The sequence below is a fragment of the Streptomyces sp. NPDC020490 genome, assembly GCF_044335305.1.
GTDB lineage: Bacteria > Actinomycetota > Actinomycetes > Streptomycetales > Streptomycetaceae > Streptomyces.
Genome location: NZ_JBIRUY010000008.1, coordinates 1 through 21,624, shown reverse-complemented (window position 1 = coordinate 21,624; position 21,624 = coordinate 1). Strand labels below are relative to the sequence as shown.

18 protein-coding genes are annotated in these 21,624 nt (G+C 73.2%); 13 read left to right on the top strand and 5 right to left on the bottom strand.

Annotated features, from left to right (window positions below):
* A complete protein-coding gene (locus tag ACH4ZX_RS10920; RefSeq protein ID WP_398270800.1) occupies positions 1 to 519 on the bottom strand; it encodes an Lrp/AsnC family transcriptional regulator in 519 nt (172 codons plus the stop codon).
* A 187-nt stretch (positions 520 to 706) separates the two neighbouring features.
* Between ACH4ZX_RS10920 and pdhA (ACH4ZX_RS10915) the strand changes: the two genes are divergently transcribed.
* The 7 genes from pdhA (ACH4ZX_RS10915) (at position 707) to ACH4ZX_RS10885 (ending at position 9,013) form a co-directional block, all read left to right on the top strand.
* Positions 707 to 1,843: a pyruvate dehydrogenase (acetyl-transferring) E1 component subunit alpha gene (gene pdhA / locus ACH4ZX_RS10915; RefSeq protein WP_398270797.1), complete on the top strand. Its 1,137-nt coding sequence runs from the start codon at positions 707 to 709 to the stop codon at positions 1,841 to 1,843.
* Positions 1,840 to 2,844, top strand: a complete 1,005-nt coding sequence (locus ACH4ZX_RS10910) for an alpha-ketoacid dehydrogenase subunit beta (RefSeq protein WP_398270794.1) — start codon at positions 1,840 to 1,842, stop codon at positions 2,842 to 2,844. Before pdhA (ACH4ZX_RS10915) ends, ACH4ZX_RS10910 begins: the two co-directional genes overlap by 4 nt.
* Complete coding sequence (locus ACH4ZX_RS10905; protein ID WP_398270791.1) at positions 2,844 to 4,304, top strand: dihydrolipoamide acetyltransferase family protein; 1,461 nt, start codon at positions 2,844 to 2,846, stop codon at positions 4,302 to 4,304. The genes ACH4ZX_RS10910 and ACH4ZX_RS10905 overlap by 1 nt, the downstream gene beginning before the upstream one ends.
* A 54-nt stretch (positions 4,305 to 4,358) precedes the next feature.
* Positions 4,359 to 5,420 (top strand): NTP transferase domain-containing protein, encoded by a 1,062-nt coding sequence (locus tag ACH4ZX_RS10900; protein WP_398270788.1) that lies wholly within the window; start codon positions 4,359 to 4,361, stop codon positions 5,418 to 5,420.
* Between the two features lie 146 nt (positions 5,421 to 5,566).
* Positions 5,567 to 6,877 carry a molybdopterin molybdotransferase MoeA gene (locus ACH4ZX_RS10895; RefSeq protein WP_398270785.1) on the top strand — a complete coding sequence of 437 codons (1,311 nt, stop codon included), beginning with the start codon at positions 5,567 to 5,569 and terminating at the stop codon, positions 6,875 to 6,877.
* Positions 6,874 to 7,971: a potassium channel family protein gene (locus ACH4ZX_RS10890; protein ID WP_398270782.1), complete on the top strand. Its 1,098-nt coding sequence runs from the start codon at positions 6,874 to 6,876 to the stop codon at positions 7,969 to 7,971. The genes ACH4ZX_RS10895 and ACH4ZX_RS10890 overlap by 4 nt, the downstream gene beginning before the upstream one ends.
* Before the next feature lie 61 nt (positions 7,972 to 8,032).
* Positions 8,033 to 9,013 (top strand): NAD(P)H-quinone oxidoreductase, encoded by a 981-nt coding sequence (locus tag ACH4ZX_RS10885; RefSeq protein WP_398270779.1) that lies wholly within the window; start codon positions 8,033 to 8,035, stop codon positions 9,011 to 9,013.
* Between the two features lie 209 nt (positions 9,014 to 9,222).
* On the opposite strand, the gene ACH4ZX_RS10880 is transcribed toward ACH4ZX_RS10885, so the two are convergent.
* Complete coding sequence (locus ACH4ZX_RS10880; RefSeq protein ID WP_398270777.1) at positions 9,223 to 9,993, bottom strand: hypothetical protein; 771 nt, start codon at positions 9,991 to 9,993, stop codon at positions 9,223 to 9,225.
* Positions 9,994 to 10,071: 78 nt separating this feature from the next.
* On the opposite strand from ACH4ZX_RS10880, the gene ACH4ZX_RS10875 reads away from it, so the two are divergent.
* On the top strand, positions 10,072 to 10,623 hold the full coding sequence (locus ACH4ZX_RS10875; protein WP_398270774.1) for a PadR family transcriptional regulator: 552 nt from the start codon (positions 10,072 to 10,074) through the stop codon (positions 10,621 to 10,623).
* Positions 10,624 to 10,709: 86 nt separating this feature from the next.
* Complete coding sequence (locus tag ACH4ZX_RS10870; protein ID WP_324790019.1) at positions 10,710 to 11,252, top strand: bacterial proteasome activator family protein; 543 nt, start codon at positions 10,710 to 10,712, stop codon at positions 11,250 to 11,252.
* A gap of 93 nt (positions 11,253 to 11,345) precedes the next feature.
* Here ACH4ZX_RS10870 and ACH4ZX_RS10865 read toward each other — a convergent pair whose 3' ends face one another.
* Positions 11,346 to 12,983, bottom strand: a complete 1,638-nt coding sequence (locus tag ACH4ZX_RS10865) for a protein kinase (protein ID WP_398270771.1) — start codon at positions 12,981 to 12,983, stop codon at positions 11,346 to 11,348.
* A 334-nt stretch (positions 12,984 to 13,317) separates the two neighbouring features.
* On the opposite strand from ACH4ZX_RS10865, the gene ACH4ZX_RS10860 reads away from it, so the two are divergent.
* Positions 13,318 to 14,865, top strand: coding sequence for a protein kinase (locus ACH4ZX_RS10860; RefSeq protein WP_398270768.1), 1,548 nt, complete (start codon positions 13,318 to 13,320; stop codon positions 14,863 to 14,865).
* Positions 14,866 to 15,015: 150 nt separating this feature from the next.
* Here the strand turns inward: ACH4ZX_RS10860 and ACH4ZX_RS10855 are convergent, their stop codons facing one another.
* Complete coding sequence (locus ACH4ZX_RS10855; RefSeq protein WP_398270765.1) at positions 15,016 to 16,020, bottom strand: phosphotransferase; 1,005 nt, start codon at positions 16,018 to 16,020, stop codon at positions 15,016 to 15,018.
* Positions 16,021 to 16,610: 590 nt separating this feature from the next.
* On the opposite strand from ACH4ZX_RS10855, the gene pdhA (ACH4ZX_RS10850) reads away from it, so the two are divergent.
* From pdhA (ACH4ZX_RS10850) to ACH4ZX_RS10840, 3 genes are read left to right on the top strand one after another with little or no spacing between them, the layout of a single operon-like run.
* A complete protein-coding gene (pdhA, locus tag ACH4ZX_RS10850) occupies positions 16,611 to 17,813 on the top strand; it encodes a pyruvate dehydrogenase (acetyl-transferring) E1 component subunit alpha (protein ID WP_398270762.1) in 1,203 nt (400 codons plus the stop codon).
* 1 nt (position 17,814) lies between these two features.
* The gene (locus tag ACH4ZX_RS10845; RefSeq protein ID WP_398270759.1) at positions 17,815 to 18,795 is read left to right on the top strand and encodes an alpha-ketoacid dehydrogenase subunit beta; all 981 of its coding nucleotides are present in this window, start codon (positions 17,815 to 17,817) and stop codon (positions 18,793 to 18,795) included.
* Positions 18,796 to 18,805: 10 nt separating this feature from the next.
* Positions 18,806 to 20,212 (top strand): dihydrolipoamide acetyltransferase family protein, encoded by a 1,407-nt coding sequence (locus ACH4ZX_RS10840; RefSeq protein WP_398270756.1) that lies wholly within the window; start codon positions 18,806 to 18,808, stop codon positions 20,210 to 20,212.
* A 92-nt stretch (positions 20,213 to 20,304) separates the two neighbouring features.
* Here the strand turns inward: ACH4ZX_RS10840 and ACH4ZX_RS10835 are convergent, their stop codons facing one another.
* A complete protein-coding gene (locus ACH4ZX_RS10835; RefSeq protein WP_398270753.1) occupies positions 20,305 to 21,291 on the bottom strand; it encodes a Bro-N domain-containing protein in 987 nt (328 codons plus the stop codon).
* Positions 21,292 to 21,624 lie beyond the last annotated feature (333 nt).

The window sequence follows — 21,624 nt, the reverse complement described above, 5'->3', positions numbered from 1 at the left end:
TCAGCCCTGCGGCTCGAGGTCCTCCTCCTCGAACACCAGCAGCGTGCGCGTGCTGAGCACCTCCGGCATGGCCTGCAGCCGGGTGAGCACCAGCTCGCGCAGCGCCTTGTTGTCGGAGGTGTGCACCAGCAGCAGCACGTCGAAATCGCCCCCGACCAGGGCGATGTGCGAGGCCCCCGGCAGCTGCCTGAGCTGTTCGCGCACCGTGCGCCAGGAGTTCTGGACGATTTTCAGGGTGATGTAGGCCGATGTGCCCTGACCTGCGCGTTCGTGGTTGACCCGGGCGCCGAAGCCGCGGATGACGCCGTCCTCGAGGAGGCGGTTGATGCGGGCGTAGGCGTTGGCGCGCGAGACGTGGACCCGTTCGGCGACCGACCGTATCGAGGCGCGGCCGTCGGCCTGGAGTATCTGCAGGATGTCCAGATCGATGGCGTCGAGGGGTCTCGCGGGCGGCGGGGCGCCGCCCTCGGCGGGCCGCGCGGGCGGCAGAGCGTCGTCCGCCTCCGGTGCTTCGGCCATTTGTTCAGGTGTCATGTCCCCCCGCCTTCCCGCCATGGACGTCCTGCGTTCATTGCAGGTTGTGGAGAACCGTTTGTCCACAGCCTGGAGGGCCCTGTAGCCAAACTGTGCCGACGACCGAACAATCGGTAGGTGAGGCGTGTCACACACGTGCCGTGCCGCAAACCGCCCACGAGGAGGTTCCGTCATGACGGTCATGGAGCAGCGGGGTGCCTACCGGCCGTCCCCGCCGCCCGCCTGGCAGCCCCGCACGGACCCCGCGCCGCTGCTGCCGGACGCGGAGCCGTACCGCGTCCTCGGCACGAAGGCAGCCGCCGAGGCCGACCCGGCCCTGCTGCGCCGCCTGTACGCCGAGCTGGTGCGCGGCCGCAGGTACAACGCGCAGGCCACCGCCCTCACCAAGCAGGGCCGCCTCGCCGTCTACCCCTCCACCACCGGTCAGGAGGCGTGCGAGGTCGCCGCCGCGCTCGCCCTCCAGGACCGCGACTGGCTCTTCCCCAGCTACCGGGACACGCTCGCCGCCGTCGTCCGCGGCGTGGACCCGGTCGCGGCCCTGACCCTCCTGCGCGGCGACTGGCACACCGGATACGACCCGCGCGAGCACCGCGTGGCCCCCCTGTCCACCCCGCTCGCCACCCAGCTCCCGCACGCCGTCGGCCTCGCGCACGCCGCCCGCCTCAAGGGCGACGACGTGGTCGCGCTCGCCATGGTCGGTGACGGCGGCACCAGCGAGGGCGACTTCCACGAGGCGCTGAACTTCGCCGCCGTCTGGCAGGCGCCGGTCGTCTTCCTGGTCCAGAACAACGGCTTCGCCATCTCCGTGCCGCTCGCCAAGCAGACCGCGGCCCCGTCGCTGGCCCACAAGGCCGTCGGCTACGGCATGCCCGGCCGCCTGGTCGACGGCAACGACGTCCTCGCCGTGCACCAGGTGCTCGGCGAGGCGGTACGCCGCGCGCGTGCGGGCGGCGGCCCCACGCTCATCGAGGCGATCACCTACCGCGTCGACGCGCACACCAACGCCGACGACGCCACCCGCTACCGCAGCGACGCCGAGGTCGACACCTGGCGCGAGCACGATCCGATCGCCCTGCTGGAACGCGAACTGACCGGGCGCGGCCTGCTCGACGAGGACGGCGTCCGGGCCGCCAAGCAGGACGCGGAGGCCATGGCGGCCGCCCTGCGCGAGCGCATGAACCAGGACCCGGTGCTCGACCCCGTGGACCTGTTCGCCCACGTGTACGCCGAGCCCACCCCGCAACTGCGCGAACAGCGCGCGCAGCTCCAGGCGGAACTCGAGGCGGAGCAGGAGGGAACCCACCGATGACCACCGTCGCCCTCAAGCCGGCCACCATGGCGCAGGCCCTCACGCGCGCGCTGCGCGACGCCATGGCCGCCGACCCGAGCGTGCACGTGATGGGCGAGGACGTCGGCACCCTCGGCGGCGTCTTCCGGGTCACCGACGGGCTGGCCAAGGAGTTCGGCGAGCACCGCTGCACGGACACCCCGCTCGCCGAGGCGGGCATCCTCGGCACGGCCGTCGGCATGGCCATGTACGGGCTGCGCCCGGTCGTGGAGATGCAGTTCGACGCGTTCGCCTACCCGGCGTTCGAGCAGCTGGTCTCGCACGTGGCCCGCATGCGCAACCGCACCCGCGGGGCGATGCCGCTGCCGATCACGATCCGCATCCCCTACGGCGGCGGCATCGGCGGCGTCGAGCACCACAGCGACTCCTCCGAGGCGTACTACATGGCGACTCCGGGGCTCCATGTCGTCACGCCCGCCACCGTCGCCGACGCCTACGGAATGCTGCGCGCCGCGATCGCCTCCGACGATCCGGTGGTCTTCCTCGAACCCAAGCGCCTGTACTGGTCGAAGGACTCCTGGAACCCCGAGGAGCCGGCAGCCGTTGAACCGATCGGCCGCGCGGTGGTGCGGCGCTCCGGCCGGAGCGCCACGCTCATCACGTACGGGCCGTCGGTGCCCGTCTGCCTCGAAGCCGCCGAGGCGGCCCGGGCCGAGGGCTGGGACCTGGAAGTCGTCGACCTGCGCTCTCTGGTGCCGTTCGACGACGAGACGGTCTCCGCCTCGGTACGGCGGACCGGGCGAGCGGTCGTCGTGCACGAGTCGGGCGGGTTCGGCGGACCGGGCGGGGAGATCGCGGCCCGTGTCACGGAGCGCTGCTTCCACCATCTGGAGGCGCCGGTGCTGCGCGTGGCCGGGTTCGACATCCCCTACCCGCCGCCGATGCTGGAGCGTCACCACCTGCCCGGTGTGGACCGGATCCTGGACGCCGTGGGGCGTCTGCAATGGGAGGCCGAGGGCTGATGGCACAGGTGCTGGAGTTCAAGCTCCCCGACCTCGGGGAGGGGCTCACCGAGGCGCAGATCGTGCGCTGGCTGGTCCAGGTCGGCGACGTCGTCGCCATCGACCAGCCGGTCGTCGAGGTCGAGACGGCCAAGGCGATGGTCGAGGTGCCCTGCCCCTACGGCGGCGTGGTCACCGCCCGCTTCGGCGAGGAGGGCACGGAGCTTCCCGTCGGGGCGCCCCTGCTGACCGTCGCGGTGGGCGCGCCGGCCGCCGGCTCCCCCGCCGGGGGCGAGCAGCACGGCGAGGGCTCGGGCAACGTACTGGTCGGCTACGGCACCTCGCAGGCGCCCGCCCGCCGGCGCCGGGTCCGGCCGCAGGCGCCCGCGGCCTCCCACGCGTCCGTGGCGCCGGCGCGGCAGCCCGTGCCCGGCGCGGCGCCCGGCGCGTCCGCCGACCGGATCGCGTCCTCGGCCGGGCGCGGCCCGGCAGGTACGGGCGGCCTCGGCACGGCCCCGCCTCCCGGCGCCGGCCGGCCGGCCACCGGCGACGGCGGCCGCGACGGCGCCGACGGCTCCCCCGCCGACGGTCCGGTGCCGGTGATCTCGCCGCTCGTGCGCCGTCTCGCCCGGGAGAACAGCCTGGACCTGCGGGAGCTGACCGGGTCCGGGCCGGACGGGCTGATCCTGCGCGCGGACGTCGAGTACGCCCTGCGTGCCGCCGCCGGCGCGCACAGCCCTACGTCCTCGGCCCCGGCGTCGGCCCTCACCCCGGCGCCGGCCGCGGCCTCCGCCGGGACACGCATCCCCCTCAAGGGCGTCCGCGGTGCCGTCGCCGACAAGCTCTCCCGCAGCCGGCGCGAGATTCCGGACGCCACCTGCTGGGTGGACGCCGACGCGACGGAGCTGATGCGCGCGCGCGGCGCGATGAACGCCGCCGGCGGACCGAAGATCTCCCTGATCGCCCTGCTGGCCCGCATCTGCACCGCCGCCCTCGCCCGGTATCCCGAGCTCAACTCCACCGTGGACATGGAGGCCAGGGAGATCGTCCGGCTCGACCAGGTGCACCTGGGCTTCGCCGCGCAGACCGAGCGGGGTCTGGTCGTACCGGTGGTGCGCGGCGCGCACGAGCGGGACGCCGAGTCGCTGAGCGCGGAGTTCGCGCGGCTCACCGAGGCGGCCCGGGCCGGCACCCTCACGCCCGCCGAACTCACCGGCGGCACCTTCACACTGAACAACTACGGAGTGTTCGGCGTGGACGGCTCGACCCCGATCGTCAACCATCCCGAGGCCGCCATGCTGGGCGTCGGCCGCATCGTCCCCAAGCCGTGGGTGCACGAGGGCGAGCTGGCGGTGCGCCAGGTCGTCCAGCTCTCGCTCACCTTCGACCACCGCGTCTGCGACGGCGGCACCGCGGGCGGTTTCCTGCGGTACGTGGCCGACTGCGTCGAACATCCGGCGGTACTGCTGCGCACCCTGTGACCGCGGGACCCCCCGCGCGTTCCCCGTGATCGCCGGGGCCCGCATACTCGGGGGGTGACGTCTAACGAGCCGCGGGACGCCGCGGCCCCTGCCGGGCAGGAACCTGCCGGGCAAGAACCTGCCGGGCAGGAACCCGCCCGGCAGGACGCCGCCGGGTACGACGCCGTCGTGCTCGCGGGCGGGGCCGCCCGGCGGCTCGGCGGCGCGGACAAGCCCGGCCTGCCCGTCGGCGGGCGCGCGCTGCTCGACCGCGTGCTCGCCGCCTGCGCCACGGCACACACGACCGTGGTCGTCGCCGACGCCCGCCCCACCGCCCGGCCCGTGCTGTGGACGCGCGAGGACCCGCCCGGCGCGGGCCCGCTCGCCGCACTCGGTGCCGGGCTGCGCCACATCACGGCCGAGGACGTCGTCGTCCTCTCCGCCGACCTGCCCTTCCTGCGGGCGGCGACGGTGGAACGCCTGCTGGCCGCCCTGCGCGCGGACCACGCCGACGGCGTGCTGCTCACCGACGCGGACGGCCGCGACCAGCCCCTCGTGGCCGCGTACCGCAGGAAGGCGCTGAACCGCGAGCTGGCCGCACTCACCCGGGCGCACGGCGGCCTCAGCGGGCTGCCGCTGCGCCGGCTGACCGCCGCCCTCGACCTCACCCGCATCACCGACCCCGTCGCGTCGTTCGACTGCGACACCTGGGAAGACCTCGCCACCGCCCGGGCACGCATCAGGGAGCATGAGCACGTGTTGGACGAATGGATCTCCGCAGTCAAGACCGAGCTCGGCATCGACCTCGACGTCGACACCGGCGTCCTGCTCGACCTCGCCCGTGACGCCGCCCACGGCGTCGCCAGGCCGGCGGCGCCGCTGACCACCTTCCTCGTCGGTTACGCGGCGGCGCGGGCCGTCTACGAGCAGGCACCCGAGGGCGCTTCGGACGAGGGCGACGGCGGGCGACGGGCGGGCGCACCCGAGGCGGTCGCGGAGGCCGCCCGGAAGGCCGCCGCCCTCGCCCTGCGCTGGGCCGAGGAGGACGCCGCCGCCGGTGAACCGGACGTGGCCCCCGATGCCACGCCCAAGGCCACACCCGACGCCACACCCGACACCCGGCCGGACGCCGGATGACCGCCCGGTCCGCCCGGTCCGCCAGGTCCGCGAAGCCCTCCCGGTCCGCCGAGTCCGCCCGGCCCGCCGGGTCCGCCGGGTCCGCGCGTTCCCAGCGGAGTGGTGAGGAAGCCGACGACCTCGGCGTCGAGGAGGTGCTCGCGCTCGTGAGAGACCCCGAAGGCGGCGCCCCCGGCACCCCCGGCGGTCACCGGGAGTCCCCGCCCGCCGCCCAGGCCGGCCGTCACGGCGCCCCGGCCGCGGCCGACGCCCGGCACCGGGCCACCCCCTGGCCGGAGGCCCGCGCGACCGCCGCCCGCGCCGGCTCCCGGGCGGCCCGCCGCGCCCTCGTCTCCGCCCCGCTCGACGCCGCCCTGGGCCTCACCCTGGCCACCCCCCTGGATGCCCTCACCGACCTGCCGTCCTTCGACACCTCGGCGATGGACGGCTGGGCGGTCTCGGGACCCGGCCCCTGGGACGTGCGGGACGAGGGCGTGCTCGCCGGGCACGCCCGGCCGGAACCCCTCACCGACGGCGAGGCCGTCCGCATCGCCACCGGCGCCCGCATCCCCCTGGAGACCACCGCCGTCCTGCGCAGCGAGCACGGCCGCAGCGACGACAAGGGCCGCCTGCACGCCACCCGCGAGGTCCAGCACGGCCAGGACATCCGCCCCCGCGGCCAGGAGTGCCGCAGCGGCGACCGGCTCCTGCCCGTCGGCGCCCTGGTGACCCCGGCCGTGCTCGGCCTCGCCGCGGCGGCCGGATACGACACCCTCACCGTGGTCCCCCGCCCCCGCGCCGAAGTGCTGGTCCTCGGCGACGAACTGCTCACCGAGGGACGGCCGCACGACGGCCTCATCCGGGACGCCCTCGGCCCGATGCTCCCGCCCTGGCTGCGGGCGCTCGGCGCCGAGGTCACCGCCGTCCGCCGCCTCGGCGACGACGCGAAGGCCCTGCACCGGGCGATCACGGCTTCCGACGCCGACCTGATCGTCACCACCGGCGGCACCGCCTCCGGCCCGGTCGACCACGTCCACCCCACCCTGCAGCGCATCGGGGCCGAACTCCTGGTGGACGGCGTCAAGGTCCGCCCCGGCCACCCCATGCTGCTGGCCCGCATCGCGGACGGCCGGCACCTCGTGGGCCTGCCCGGCAACCCCCTGGCGGCCGTCTCCGGCCTGCTCACGCTCGCCGAGCCCCTGCTGCGCGCCCTGGCCGCACGCCCCGCCCCGGAGCCGTACACGCTGCCGCTGCGGGACGCGGCGCACGGGCACCCGTACGACACCCGGCTGGTCCCCGTCGCGCTGCGCGGCGATCGTGCCGTGCCGCTGCACTACAACGGACCGGCCATGCTGCGCGGCGTCGCGGCGGCCGACGCCCTCGCCGTCGTCCCTCCCGGCGGGGCCCGTCCCGGTCAGGAGCTGGAACTGTTGGACCTGCCGTGGGCGTCCGCGGGAATCGGGGTGTGTTTCACGTGAAACTTCCGGGCCATGACGCGATCGCCCGCCAGGCGGACGAACATCTCGTGACCCATCGGGTGAATCTGCCGAGGCGAGTGGTGGAGCGCCCGCTGCGTCAGGTCACCAAGCGGCTGCTGATGGCGCTGCTGGTGCTGATCGTGACCGCGCTGATCGTCTACGCCGACCACGACGGCTACCACGACAACGCCGACGAATCCGTCGGCCTGCTCGACTCCTTCTACTACGCCACCGTCACCCTCTCCACCACCGGATACGGCGACATCACCCCGGTCAGTGACGGCGCCCGGATCATCAACATCTTCGTCGTCACGCCGCTGCGTGTGCTGTTCCTGATCATCCTGGTCGGCACCACGCTCGAGGTCCTCACCGAACGCACCCGTGAGGAATGGCGTCTGAACCGCTGGAGGTCCACCTTGCGCGACCACACCGTCGTCGTCGGCTTCGGCACCAAGGGCCGTTCGGCGATCCGGACCGTCTGCGCGACGGGCCTGAAGAAGGAACAGGTCGTCGTGGTCGACCCCAGCAACAAGGTGATCGACGCCGCGACGGCCGAGGGCTACGCCGGCGTGACCGGGGACGGGACGCGCAGCGAGGTGCTCAAGCGCGCCGAGGTGCACCGGGCGCGGCAGGTCATCGTCGCCACCCAGCGCGACGACACGGCCGTGCTCGTGACGCTGACGGCGCGGCAGCTCAACCGCGGAGCGAAGATCGTCGCCGCGGTGCGCGAGGAGGAGAACGCGCCGCTGCTGAAGCAGTCCGGCGCCGACGCGGTCATCACCAGCGCCAGCGCGGCCGGCCGGCTGCTCGGCCTGTCCGTGCTCAGCCCCGCGGCCGGCATGGTGATGGAGGACCTGATCCACCAGGGCAGCGGGCTCGACATCGTCGAACGCCCGGTCACCAAGGCGGAGGTGGGCAGGGGCCCGCGCGAGCTGGACGACCTGGTGGTGAGCGTCGTCCGCGGACACCGCGTCCTCGGCTACGACGACGCCGCCGTCGGGGGACTGGAGCTGACGGACCGGCTGATCACCATCGTGCGGGCCACGCCGGGTACGCACGTCACGCCGGACGTCCGCCGGCTGCCCCCGCAGTGACCTGACCGCCGGCGGTCCTACGGCCGCGTCGTGACCGGGGCGAGGGAGTAGCGTCCTGCTCATGCATGCGATCACGATTCCCGAACCTGGTGGGCCCGAGGCGCTGGTGTGGGACGAGGTCCCCGATCCGGTGCCCGGCGAGGGAGAGGTGCTGGTCGAGGTGGTGGCCGGCGCCGTCAACCGGGCCGACATCCTGCAGCGGCAGGGCTTCTACGACCCGCCGCCCGGTGCCTCCCCCTACCCCGGCCTGGAGTGCTCCGGACGGATCGCCGCCGTGGGGCCCGGCGTCTCCGGCTGGGCCGAGGGCGACGAGGTGTGCGCGCTGCTCTCGGGCGGCGGCTACGCGGAGAAGGTCGTCGTGCCGGCCGGCCAGTTGCTGCCGGTGCCGGAGGGCCTGGACCTGAAGCAGGCCGCGGCGCTGCCCGAGGTGGTCTGCACGGTCTGGTCCAACGTCTTCATGATCGCCCACCTGCGGCCCGGTGAGACGCTGCTCGTGCACGGCGGTTCCAGCGGCATCGGCACGATGGCGATCCAGCTCGCCAAGGCCGTCGGCGCCAAGGTCGCCGTCACGGCGGGCACCCCGGAGAAGCTGGAACGCTGCGCCCGGCTCGGCGCGGACATCCTGATCAACTACCGGGAGCAGGACTTCGTCGCCGAGGTGAAGAAGGCCACCGACGGCGCGGGCGCCGACGTCATCCTCGACAACATGGGCGCCAAGTACCTGCAGCGCAACGTGCAGGCCCTCGCCGTCAACGGCCGGCTCGCGATCATCGGCATGCAGGGCGGCGTCAAGGGAGAGCTGAACATCGGCACGCTGCTGAACAAGCGGGCCGCGATCAGCGCCACCTCGCTGCGCGCCCGTCCGCTCGGCGAGAAGGCGGCCATCGTCGCGGCCGTGCGCGAGCACGTCTGGCCGTTGATCGCCGGCGGTCACGTCCGCCCGGTCGTCGACCGCGAGATCCCGATGAACGACGCGGCCGCCGCCCACCGGGTGGTGGAGGCGAGCGGGCACGTGGGCAAGGTCCTGCTGGTCGTGCCGTAGCCGCCCCGGCGCCGTGCCCGCGCCGTGCCCGCGCCGCCCCCGCGCCGCCCCCGCGCCGCCCCCGCGCCGGGCCGGTCCGGACCACGGACGGCCCGGAGCCCAGGACGGCCCGGAACAGGCCAGGAAGGCCCGGAACAGGCCAGGACGGGCCGGAACAGGCCAGGACGGGCCCTGGACCCGCCTCGGACCCGCCTCCGACCGCCCCCGGATCAGCCGCGCCGCAGCCGCAGGCCGACGAAGGCGAGACCCAGGCCGGTCCCGATCAGCACCAGCCCGCTGCCCAGGGGCAGGATCCGCAGCACGGGCTCGGTGGGGGCCTCGGCGTGCGAGGCGGCCTGCTGGGTGGGCCGCGACGCGGGCACGGAAGCGCCCGGGGTGACGTCCTGGGGCGACGCGGAGGCGTCCGGCTCCTCCGCGCTGTCCTGCTGGTCGGGGTAAGCCTTCCCGGGGTGATCCCCCTGCCGGTCGGCGTCCTGGTCCTCCTCGTCCTCCTCGTCCCCCTCGTCGCGTTGGTTCCACCACCGGCGCCCGGGCCGCTCGCGCCCCTCACCCGCCCGGCTCCCGGCCCGCGACCGCTCGGGCCGGGCGGACGCGGAGGCGCGGGCGGCAGGCGTGCGCCGGTGACCGTGCGACGAGGAGCTGTCGTACGCCGGAGACGTCTCCTCGGACGACTCACCCACCGCCGCCGTGGCCGAGGCCTCGTCCCTGTCGGTCCTGTCGGCCCGGTCGGCCCGCTCCCGCCGCCCCGGCCCCGCACCGGCGGAGGCGCCGACGGAAGGCCCCACGGCAGGCGCGCGCCCGTCGTCGCCCGGCGAGACGCTCCCGTACGACGAGACGCCCTCGCCCGCCGGCACGCTCTCGCCCGCCGGCACGCTCTCGCCCGCCGGCACGCTCTCGCCCGGCAGCGTGCCCCCGCACAGGAGGAGCACGCCGGCGCCCGCCAGCCCCGTCGTCCGCACCACACGTAGCCATGGAGTCACGCCACCACCTTCACCCTGGTGCCCGGTCCCGGCATTTCTGCTTCCGCCAAAGTGCTGAGGGCGCTGCACAATCCGGTTATGTCGATACGTCACGGACTGCTCGCGCTCCTGGAACGCGGCCCCCGCCACGGCTCACGGCTGCGCACCGAGTTCGAGGCGCGCACGGGCGGCGCCTGGCCGCTCGGCATCGGGCAGGTGCGCACCGCCCTGGCCCGGCTGGAGCGGGACGGGACGGTCGTGCGGGAGGGCGTGGACGAGGCGGGGCACGTGCTGTACGCGCTGACCGAGGCGGGGCGCGCCGAGCTGCGGGCCTGGTTCGCGCGGCCGGTGGAGCCGGCGAGTCCGCCGCGCGACGAACTGGCCGTCAAGCTGGCCCTGGCGGTCGGCGCGCCCTGTGCCGACGTCCGGGAGGTCGTCGAGGCGCAGCGCCGGCACGTCACCCAGGCGCTGCACGAGCACGTGCGGCAGCGGGCCGAGGTGCTGTCCGGGGCGCCGGGCGGACCGGAGCGGATCGCCCGGCTGCTGGTGCTGGAACAGCGCATCTGCGGTGCGGAGGCCGAGGTCCGCTGGCTCGACCACTGCGAGGCCCGGGTGCTGCGGCTGACCAGAGCGGCGGAGGCGGCAGAGTGACGCAGACTTCCGCGCCGTGAAACGGCGATCGGCCCACGGCGGGGGCGGCACGGTGATGAGATGCAGGGGTGCGAGACAATGGCGGCATGGAGATGCCGAGGAACGAAAGGTCGCCCGAGAATCCCCAGATCCTGGTCGTGGGCCAGGACGGCATGGCGATCGGCGGCGGAGGAGACGAGGACTCCCGCGAGACTCCGGTGACGGAGCAGGTCGAGCAGCCGGCCAAGGTGATGCGGATCGGCAGCATGATCAAGCAGCTGCTGGAGGAGGTGCGCGCGGCACCGCTGGACGAGGCGAGCCGGGTCCGGCTGAAGGAGATCCACGCCAGCTCGGTGAAGGAGCTGGAGGACGGGCTGGCGCCGGAACTCGTGGAGGAACTGGAGCGACTCTCCCTGCCGTTCACGGACGAGAAGACCCCCAGCGACGCGGAACTGCGGATCGCGCAGGCCCAGTTGGTCGGCTGGCTGGAGGGCCTCTTCCACGGCATCCAGACCACCCTGTTCGCGCAGCAGATGGCGGCGCGGGCCCAGCTGGAGCAGATGCGGCGGGCGCTGCCGCCGGGCGTGGCCCACGAGATGGGCGGCGACGACCCGCGAGCCGGTGGCCGCTCGGGAGGACCGTACCTGTAGATCACCCGGCCGACAGGCGACACACATGGGCCCGGCGGCCGTGCGGCTGCCGGGCCCTTCGTACGTCCGCCCGGGCGGGACGCGGGAGGCGGCTCAGGACGGGGGGTTGCCCGTGGAGACGTCGAGCTGGATCTCCGGCATGTCCGTGGGGTCGACGTCCGTGCCGGCGGCGGGGAACTGCTTCATGACCGCGCCCTCGCCGTAGGTGTTCTCGTCGACGTCGTTGATCTTCAGCGCCCAGCCCGCGGCCTGCAGGCACTCCTTGACCGACTTGATGTACTTGAACCGGAAGTCGGGCAGCTCGATCTTGTCGGGGTCGTTGTACGACTCCTGCGGCTCGGTGCACTCGGTGGAGTCGATCGTCTTCGACGTGTCCGGTCCGGTGTAGCCCGCCGCCCTCGTCACCGTCGGACTCGAGCTGCTGCCGCCGTCCTTGCCCTTGTTGTCGCCGGCGTCGCCCTGGGTCGCCAGGGCGATGAGCAGTCCGCCGACGGCCACCAGGGAGACGATGACCGAGCCGACGACCACCGGCTTGTTGCTCCTGCCGCCGCCCACGGGTGCGGGGGTGTGGTGCTGCGGAGCCGGCTGGTGCTGCGGCGCCTGCTGGTACTGGGGCTGGGTCTGCGGCGCGTACCCGGACGGCGCCGGCGTCTGGTAGCCGCCCTGCTGCGGGTAGCCGTAGGCCGGCGAGGGGGTGGGCGTGCTGTACGGGTTCGGCGCCGGCTGGTACGGCGTCTGCACGGGCCCGGTCGGCGGGGCCGACTGGTCGACCGGCGGGAACACCGCGGAGCCGACGCCTGCGCCGCTCGGAGTGGGCGCGCCGGGGACGATGCTCGGCGGGGCGCCCTGGACGGAGGCGGCCACCCGCAGGCACTCGTCGCGCATCGACTCGGCGCTCGGGAAGCGCTCGTTCGGGTTCTTCTTCAGCGCGCGGGCGACCAGCGCGTCCACCGCGGGCGGCAGCGAGCGGTTGACGGACGAAGGAGCCACCGGCTCCTCCTGCACATGCGCGTACGCGATGGCCAGCGGTGAGTCGGCGTCGAACGGCAGCCGCCCGGTGACCAGCTGGAACAGCATGATGCCGACCGAGTACAGGTCGGAGCGGGCGTCCACGGCACGGCCGAGGGCCTGCTCGGGCGAGAGGTACTGCGGGGTGCCGACGACCATGCCGGTCTGCGTCATCGAGGTGACGCCGGACTGCATGGCGCGGGCGATGCCGAAGTCCATCACCTTCACGACGCCGCGCTTGGTCATCATCACGTTGCCCGGCTTGATGTCCCGGTGGACCAGCCCCATCTCGTGGCTGATCTCCAGCGCCGCCAGCACGTCCGCGGTGATCTTCAGCGCCTTGTCGGCGGGCATCGCGCCGAACTGCCGTACGTCCTCGTCGAGGACCGAGCCGAGCGGGCGGCCCTCGATGTACTCCATGACGATGTAGGGCGTCGTCATGCCGTCGAGCTCGTCCTCGCCGGTGTCGAAGACGGAGACGATGTTGGTGTGCGTGAGCTTCGCCACGGCCTGGGCCTCGCGGCGGAAACGCTCGCGGAAGGCCTGTTCCCGGCCCAGTTCGGTGTGCAGGGTCTTGATCGCGACCTGCCGGTCCAGCACGGCGTCGTACGCCAGGTGCACCGAGGCCATGCCGCCCTCACCGAGCAAGTCACGCAGCTGATACCGGCCACCGGCGAGCGCCCGCCCCGTATACCGCCCGTGTGCGCCGTCCTGCTGGCTCATGTCTCCGTGTCCCCCACTAGGCCTCAGGCGCAGTGACCATCATTGATCGAAAGTGCCATTCCCGGCCAAGTCTGCCCCAGGGCAGTGACACGTCAAGCTCGGTGCCCGTTCCGTGACCGTACGCGAATGAAGCGTCGCGCGAGCGTTACAGAGGCTGTACGGCTGGTACACGGGATTTGCACGACCGAGGACGATGACGGTTTCATGGCCGGTCCGTCCCTTGCCGGTTCCGCCACCCTTCCCGGATCGGCGGGTTGCGCGGAGGCTGTAGCGTGGCCGACGGAGACCGTGACAACACCGCGCGCACCGCGGGCAGAAACGACGGCGAGGACTGATGGCACAGCAGCAGCGCGCCCAGGGCCCGTCCGACCCCGAGGCGACTGGCGGCGGTATGTCGGACGCGCCGGAGATGTGGGGCAACGGCGGGCTTGTCGGGGACGGCCGGTACCGGCTGACCCGCAGACTCGGCCGGGGCGGCATGGCAGAGGTGTTCGCCGCCGAGGACGTACGCCTCGGGCGGACCGTCGCGGTCAAGCTGCTGCGCGCCGACCTCGCCGAGGACCCGGTCTCCAAGGCCCGTTTCACCCGCGAGGCCCAGTCGGTGGCCGGGCTCAACCACCACGCCATCGTCGCCGTGTACGACTCCGGCGAGGACGTCGTGGGCGGCCAGAGCGTGCCGTACATCGTCATGGAGCTGGTCGAGGGCCGCACCATCCGCGACCTGCTGCTCAACGCCGAGGCGCCAGGACCCGAGCAGGCCCTGATCATCGTCTCCGGCGTGCTGGAGGCGCTGGCCTACTCGCACCAGCACGGCATCGTGCACCGCGACATCAAGCCGGCCAACGTCATCATCACCAACAACGGCGCCGTGAAGGTGATGGACTTCGGCATCGCCCGCGCCCTGCACGGCGCGTCGACGACGATGACGCAGACCGGCATGGTCATGGGCACCCCGCAGTACCTCTCCCCGGAGCAGGCGCTCGGCAAGGCCGTCGACCACCGCTCCGACCTGTACGCGACGGGCTGCCTGCTCTACGAACTCCTCGCGCTGCGGCCCCCCTTCACGGGCGAGACGCCGCTGTCGGTGGTCTACCAGCACGTCCAGGACATCCCGACGCCGCCGTCGGAGGTGTCCGACGCCTCGCCGCCGGAGCTCGACGGCCTGGTCATGCGCTCGCTGGCCAAGGAGCCGGACGACCGCTTCCAGACGGCCGAGGAGATGCGCGGGCTCGTCCAGTACGGGCTGCAGATGCTGTACGACCAGGGCAGCCACACCGGCACCTGGAACACCGGCCCGGTCGCCATGCACGAGGGCCGGCACACCCCGGCCGCCGGTTTCGCCGGCACCCAGGTGCTGCCGCACCCCGGCGACGCCTCCGGCACGACCCAGATCCCGCAGCCGATCCTGCCCGCCGGGTACGGCGGCGGGGACGACGGCGGCTTCGAGGGGCACGGCAACCGGGGCAGCGGCCGCGGCAAGCTGTGGATCCTCGCCGTCCTCGCGGTGATCGCCATCGCGGCGGGCGTCGCGCTGGCGATGCAGAACACCGGCTCGGGCGGGGGTGGCTCGGACACGACCCAGTCGCCGACCGCGACGAAGTCCACCAAGGACGACACGGCCAGCGAGACGCCGAGCGACCAGGCGAGCGACCAGGCGACGGACACGGCCACGGACGACAGCTCCGGCAACAACTCCGGCTCGAGCTGGACGCCGTCGTACTCGCCCTCGTACACGCCGTCGCCGAGCTACAGCCAGCAGCCGACGAACGAGCCCACGAGCGAGCCGACGTCCCAGGCGCCGACGCAGCAGCCGAGCGACACGGCGTCCCAGCCGTCGCAGCCGACGGAGCCGACGGCCGGCATCACCGACGGTCTGGGCTGACCCGGGCCGGCGGATCGCCTTCACGCGCGCGGGGAGCCGTCCCACGGTTTCCCCGCGCGCGTGCCCGCGTGAGCCCGTGACGCGGTCCGTTGTGCCGCTTGTGACGCCGCCCGTGGGCGTGCCCGCCCGGCCGTGTGTCGGTCAGCCGTTTCAGTCCGCGAACGCTCCGCACACCGCGTCGTACTCCCGCGTCCACCACACCGCCAGCGCGGAGGCCGCCGGGAACTGGGGGTCGGCGCGGGTGTCACCGCGTTCGTAGTGCCAGCGCAGCATCCAGAAGTCGTTCAGGCGCTCCCACCACACGCGGTGCACGGCCGCGGCGAGCTGGGACGGCGTGGCGCCGGCCGCGCGCCGGTACGCGCGCGCGTAGGCCCGCACCTTCGGCAGGTCGAGCGTCCCGGCGGGCTGCACGAAGAAGATCGCGGCGGCGCGTACGGCCTCCTCCGCGCGGGGCCGGAGGCCCAGCCGGTCCCAGTCGACGATCGCGGCGGGCGCGTCGCCCCGGTAGAGCAGGTTGAACGGGTGGAAGTCGCCGTGCACCCAGCCCACCGAGGCGCCGCGCGGCGGACGCCGGTCCGCGTGCCGCTCCAGCAGCGCGCGCCGCTCCAGCAGACGGTGGCGGGCCAGTTCGTCGAAGGCGTCGGCGGGGTGGTGGCGGCGCACCCGGCCGAGCAGGTCGTCGATGAGGGTGAAGGTGTCGGCGGGGTCGGCGCTCTCGGCCGGCTCGGCGCGCGCCCGCCGGTGCGCCGGCATCACGTGCTCCAGCCCGGCGTGCACCCGCCCCAGCAGCGCGCCCAGCCGTCCGCACTGCCCGGTGCCGAGCTGCCCGCCGTGCCGGTGGCGTCCCTCGATCCACGGGTGCAGGGCGTAGGCGTGCCCGCCGACGACGGCGACCGTGCGCCCGTCACGGCCGGCCAGCGCGGGCGCCACCGGGACGCCCAGGTCGGCCAGGCGCTGGGTGGCGCGGTGCCGGCGGGCGATGGCGGCCGGGTCGGCCGTCTCGGGGTCGAAGTGGTGCTTGAGGAAGTACCGGCCGACGGTGGTGCGCAGGCGGTAACCGCGGTTGAGCAGGCCTTGGTCGACGGGCTCGCAGGCGAGGGCCGAACCGGCCGCGAACTGGCGCAGCAACGGGCCCAACGGGGGCGCGTGAGGCACCTGGGGTGGTACAGAGGAGCGCGGCACGCCCCGATGCTAGGGCACCGGCCGAGCCCGTGAGCTGCGCGTTGTCACAGCCTGTCGCATTCGATCACGAAGGGTGCTCGAAGTGGCGTCGCGCACCTGACGCGCCTCCCGACCCGGCTCCCGACGCGCCTCCCGACGCGCCTCCCGACGCGCGTCCCGATGCGTGTCCTGACGCCCGCACCTGACGAACCGCGCCGCGCCCGCGTGACGAACCGCCTCCGTAGCGGTGGACTCTTCCCGTGACCTGGGTCACCGGGATAACGTGCCGTTGTTCCGGCCCCCTGCAAGGCTGTGACCAGCGACTGTTCCCGGCTGACGCGATTTACTTGGAAATCCAAGCAAAATCGCAGGTCAGGAGGTGTTTCACAGAAGTGTGGGGCACTGGGTAACGTGCCTCTTGCAGGGCGCTCGCCGGGGCACCTGTCACGCCTGTCCCCAACGAGCCACCCACCCTGTGCGCCCGTGGGACGGCAGGCGAGCCGCTTCCCCGGGCTCCTGAACGGAGCTGGGGGGACACCCAGGCACCCGGCGAACCCGGGAGCCGGACCGACGGAGGAGCACACGTGACCGTGGAGAGCACTGCCGCGCGCAAGCCGCGACGCAGCGCCGGTACCAAAAGCACGGCCGGCAAGCGAACGACCGGCCGGAAGTCGCCGGGCACCGAGCCCGGACTCGTACAGCTGCTGACGCCCGAGGGCGAGCGCGTCGAGAACGCCGAGTACGACCAGTACGTCGCCGGCGTCACCCCCGAGGAGCTGCGCGGCCTGTACCGCGACATGGTGCTCACCCGCCGCTTCGACGCCGAGGCCACCGCACTGCAGCGGCAGGGCGAGCTCGGCCTGTGGGCCTCGCTGCTCGGACAGGAGGCCGCCCAGATCGGCTCCGGCCGGGCGCTGCGCGACGACGACTACGTCTTCCCGACCTACCGCGAGCACGGCGTCGCCTGGTGCCGCGGGGTCGACCCGACCAACCTGCTCGGCATGTTCCGCGGCGTGAACAACGGCGGCTGGGACCCGAACAGCAACAACTTCCACCTGTACACGATCGTCATCGGCTCCCAGACGCTGCACGCGACCGGGTACGCGATGGGCGTCGCCAAGGACGGCGCGGACTCGGCCGTCATCGCGTACTTCGGCGACGGCGCCTCCAGCCAGGGCGACGTCGCGGAGTCCTTCACCTTCTCCGCGGTCTACAACGCCCCGGTGGTGTTCTTCTGCCAGAACAACCAGTGGGCGATCTCCGAGCCGACCGAGAAGCAGACCCGCGTGCCGCTGTACCAGCGCGCGCAGGGCTACGGCTTCCCCGGAGTCCGCGTCGACGGCAACGACGTCCTCGCGTGCCTGGCGGTCACCCGGTGGGCGCTGGAGCGCGCCCGGGCGGGTGAGGGCCCGACGCTGGTCGAGGCGTACACGTACCGCATGGGCGCGCACACCACCTCCGACGACCCCACCCGCTACCGGGGCGACGAGGAGCGGCAGTCCTGGGAGGCGAAGGACCCGATCCTGCGGCTTCGCCGCTACCTGGAGGCCGCAAACCACGCGGACGAGGGATTCTTCGCGGAACTGGAGACCGAGAGCGAGACGTTGGGCAGGCGAGTGCGCGAAGCGGTCCGCGCCATGCCCGACCCGGACCGTTTCGCCATCTTCGAGAACGTGTACGCGGACGGGCACGCGCTCGTCGACGAGGAGCGAGCGCAGTTCGCCGCCTACCAGGCGTCGTTCGCGGACGAGTCCGAAAGCGGCTTCGCCGCGGGAGAGGGGGTCTGACATGGCTGCGGAGAAAATGGCCCTGGCCAAGGCGATCAACGAGTCGCTGCGCCGTGCCCTGGAGTCCGACCCCAAGGTCCTGATCATGGGCGAGGACGTCGGCAAGCTCGGCGGCGTGTTCCGGGTGACGGACGGCCTGCAGAAGGACTTCGGCGAGAGCCGTGTCATCGACACCCCCCTCGCCGAGTCCGGCATCGTCGGCACGGCGATCGGTCTCGCGCTGCGCGGCTACCGCCCGGTGGTGGAGATCCAGTTCGACGGCTTCGTCTTCCCGGCCTACGACCAGATCGTCACGCAGCTCGCGAAGATGCACGCGCGCTCGCTGGGCAAGGTCAAGATGCCGGTCGTCGTCCGCATCCCCTACGGCGGCGGCATCGGCGCGGTCGAGCACCACTCGGAGTCCCCGGAGTCGCTGTTCGCGCACGTGGCGGGCCTGAAGGTGGTCAGCCCCTCCAACGCCTCCGACGCGTACTGGATGATGCAGCAGGCCATCCAGAGCGACGACCCGGTGATCTTCTTCGAGCCGAAGCGGCGCTACTGGGACAAGGCCGAGGTCAACACCGAGGCGATCCCCGGCCCGCTGCACCGGGCCGAGGTCGTCCGCGAGGGCACCGACCTCACCCTGGTCGCCTACGGCCCGATGGTGAAGCTGTGCCAGGAGGTCGCCGACGCGGCCGCCGAGGAGGGCAGGTCCCTGGAGGTCCTGGACCTGCGCTCGGTCTCCCCGCTGGACTTCGACTCGATCCAGGCCTCGGTGGAGAAGACGCGCCGCCTGGTGGTGGTCCACGAGGCCCCGGTGTTCTTCGGTTCGGGCGCGGAGATCGCCGCCCGCATCACGGAGCGCTGCTTCTACCACCTGGAGGCGCCGGTCCTGCGGGTCGGCGGCTACCACGCCCCGTACCCGCCGGCCCGCCTGGAGGAGGAGTACCTGCCGGGCCTGGACCGGGTGCTCGACGCCGTCGACCGCGCCCTGGCGTACTGAGGAGAAGGTCGTGACGACGATGACGGAAGCGTCCGTACGCGAATTCAAGATGCCGGACGTGGGCGAGGGGCTCACCGAGGCGGAGATCCTCAAGTGGTACGTCCAGCCCGGCGACACGGTCACCGACGGCCAGGTGGTGTGCGAGGTCGAGACCGCCAAGGCGGCCGTCGAACTGCCCATCCCCTACGACGGTGTGGTCCGCGAGCTGCACTTCCCCGAGGGCACCACGGTGGACGTGGGCACGTCGATCATCGCGGTGGACACCTCCGGCGGGGGCGCGCCCGCGCCCGCGGCTCCCGCCGCGCCGAAGGAGGAACAGGAGCCGAAGCCGCAGGGCCGCCAGCCGGTCCTGGTGGGCTACGGGGTCGCGACGTCCTCCACCCGGCGCCGTCCCCGCAAGGGCCCGGAGACCACGACGCCCGCACCCGTGCCCGCCCCCGCAGCGCCCGCGCCCGCGGCTCCGGCGGGGCTGAACGGCCACGGGACGGCCCCCGCCGCGGCCCCCGCGGCGCCGCAGGAGCGCCCGCTGGCCAAGCCGCCGGTGCGCAAGCTGGCCAAGGACCTGGGCGTCGACCTGGCGACGGTCACCCCGTCCGGCCCGGACGGCATCATCACCCGCGAGGACGTGCACGCGGCGGTCGCGGCGCGGACCGTGACGCCCGAGCCGGCCGTGGAGGCGCCCGCCGCCCCCACGCCCGCCCCGGTGTACGACACGGCCCGCGAGACCCGCGTCCCGGTCAAGGGCGTCCGCAAGGCCACGGCGGCGGCGATGGTCGGTTCGGCGTTCACCGCCCCGCACGTCACGGAGTTCGTGACGGTGGACGTGACCCGCACCATGAGGCTGGTCGAGGAGCTCAAGCAGGACAAGGAGTTCGCGGGCCTGCGCGTGAACCCCCTGCTGCTGATCGCCAAGGCCCTCCTGGTCGCCATCCGGCGCAACCCGGACATCAACGCGTCCTGGGACGAGGCGAACCAGGAGATCGTCCTCAAGCACTACGTCAACCTGGGCATCGCGGCGGCGACCCCGCGCGGCCTGATCGTCCCGAACATCAAGGAGGCCCACGCCAAGACGCTGCCGCAGCTGGCCGAGGCCCTGGGCGACCTGGTGGCCACGGCCCGCGAGGGCAGGACGTCCCCGGCGGCCATGCAGGGCGGCACGGTGACCATCACCAACGTCGGTGTCTTCGGCGTCGACACCGGGACACCGCTGCTCAACCCCGGCGAGTCCGCGATCCTCGCGGTCGGCGCGATCAAGCTCCAGCCGTGGGTCCACAAGGGCAAGGTGAAGCCCCGCCAGGTCACCACCCTCGCCCTGAGCTTCGACCACCGCCTGGTGGACGGGGAACTCGGCTCCAAGGTCCTGGCGGACGTCGCCGCGATCCTGGAACAGCCCAAGCGGCTGATCACTTGGGCGTGACGGGCGTCACCCGATAGCCTCGGAGGCCCGGAGGGGACGGCCGCAACTTCAGCTTGCGACCGCCCCCTCCGTCTTTCTTCCTGAGGGCTCCCTCAGGGATTGTCAGCCTGGTTGAGCACATACACCGGCGCCCCGTCCTCCGCACCGCCCTGCGAGCGGATGCAGGCATGCTTCTGCAACAGGCGGAGGCATTCGTTGACGCGGCGCACCGGGAGTCCCGTACGAGCCGCGATCGCTTCCAGCGGCTCGCGGAGTTCACCCTGTTCGACCAGGACCGGCGCGATCACCACGGCCACGGTCCACACGTCCTCCGTCACCGACAGCCGGTGCCGCCAGTCGGCCAGCACGGACTCCGTGGTGGGCAGCACCGCGAGGCGCCCGTCAGGAGCCCGGCGCCCGAGGACGAGACCGTCGAGCCGGTCCGCGATCCGCTCCATCGCCCGCACCATGGCCTGCTGCACGGCAAGCGTGGCCTTCTGCGTCGCCAGTACCTCCCGCTGCAGGGTGACCGTCTCCTTCTGCAGCGTCAGCGATTCCTGCTGTGCGTTCGCAAGCTCCTCGTCCAGCTGAAGGTTGTGCGCCTCCAGCCGCACGATGGCCTCCGCGACCTGGTCCGGCATGGCGTACACGACCGGGGCACTCGGATCGGCGGGCTGAACCTCCGCCTCTTCGAGGGTGTAAGAGCCCTCTCGCTGCACTGTCTCGATCACCTCCGCGGCCCACTGCTTGAAGGGCTCGCAGGACGGTTTCGTACAGGCCTGGACGAGGCGGATCAGACCTTGCAGATCGATGAGTTGCAAGTCTCGGCGCCACTCCCTACCTGCGGGAATGCTGAGAGAGTGACTTCCAGTCACTGTCTCGAGACTCTCTCGATGGCCCTCCGGGACGTGGTCCGTCAGTGCCTTTCGGGTCGTGGTGTACCCGAGTTCCTTGCACACATCCACCGCCGGGAACCAGTGGGTCCCGTCCGGCATGGTCAGCCGGCGCACCCGGGCGCCGGTCGCCGCGTAGACGAAGTCGCTGACGTCGATCGCCTCGTGCCGTTCAACAAAGTCGTGTCGCTTGCTGGGTTCGATCACGTGAACCACCTCCGCCGCGGAACGTGAAGCGGAGCAAATCGAATATGCCAGCCGAAGCCAGCATGTTCACGATTGCGAGCGAAGATCACGCATTCCGCTTGCAGGTAGAGCAGTTGAGCGTGCCTGTCCTCAACTGCCCCAGCTTGGCTCATCGCCGCTGTGGAACGGCCAAAGCCGTTGATCACCTGGGCGTGAGGCCTACCAAGCCCTGAGAGAGGGGGGGGGGGGGGAGGGGGGGGGGTGGGGGGGCCCCCCCCAGACCCGGGGGGGCGCGGGGACCCCCACAAAGTGGTGGGGTGGAGCCGCCCCCAGCGGGGGGGGTTAGGCGGGCGG

Bases quoted from the DNA above. Each gene is read 5' to 3' on its own strand.
- ACH4ZX_RS10920 (WP_398270800.1), bottom strand. From the start codon at position 519: ATGGCCGAAGCACCGGAGGCGGACGACGCTCTGCCGCCCGCGCGGCCC.
- pdhA (WP_398270797.1), top strand. From the start codon at position 707: ATGACGGTCATGGAGCAGCGGGGTGCCTACCGGCCGTCCCCGCCGCCC.
- ACH4ZX_RS10910 (WP_398270794.1), top strand. From the start codon at position 1,840: ATGACCACCGTCGCCCTCAAGCCGGCCACCATGGCGCAGGCCCTCACG.
- ACH4ZX_RS10905 (WP_398270791.1), top strand. From the start codon at position 2,844: ATGGCACAGGTGCTGGAGTTCAAGCTCCCCGACCTCGGGGAGGGGCTC.
- ACH4ZX_RS10885 (WP_398270779.1), top strand. From the start codon at position 8,033: ATGCATGCGATCACGATTCCCGAACCTGGTGGGCCCGAGGCGCTGGTG.
- ACH4ZX_RS10875 (WP_398270774.1), top strand. From the start codon at position 10,072: ATGTCGATACGTCACGGACTGCTCGCGCTCCTGGAACGCGGCCCCCGC.
- ACH4ZX_RS10870 (WP_324790019.1), top strand. From the start codon at position 10,710: ATGGAGATGCCGAGGAACGAAAGGTCGCCCGAGAATCCCCAGATCCTG.
- ACH4ZX_RS10865 (WP_398270771.1), bottom strand. From the start codon at position 12,983: ATGAGCCAGCAGGACGGCGCACACGGGCGGTATACGGGGCGGGCGCTC.
- ACH4ZX_RS10860 (WP_398270768.1), top strand. From the start codon at position 13,318: ATGGCACAGCAGCAGCGCGCCCAGGGCCCGTCCGACCCCGAGGCGACT.
- ACH4ZX_RS10845 (WP_398270759.1), top strand. From the start codon at position 17,815: ATGGCTGCGGAGAAAATGGCCCTGGCCAAGGCGATCAACGAGTCGCTG.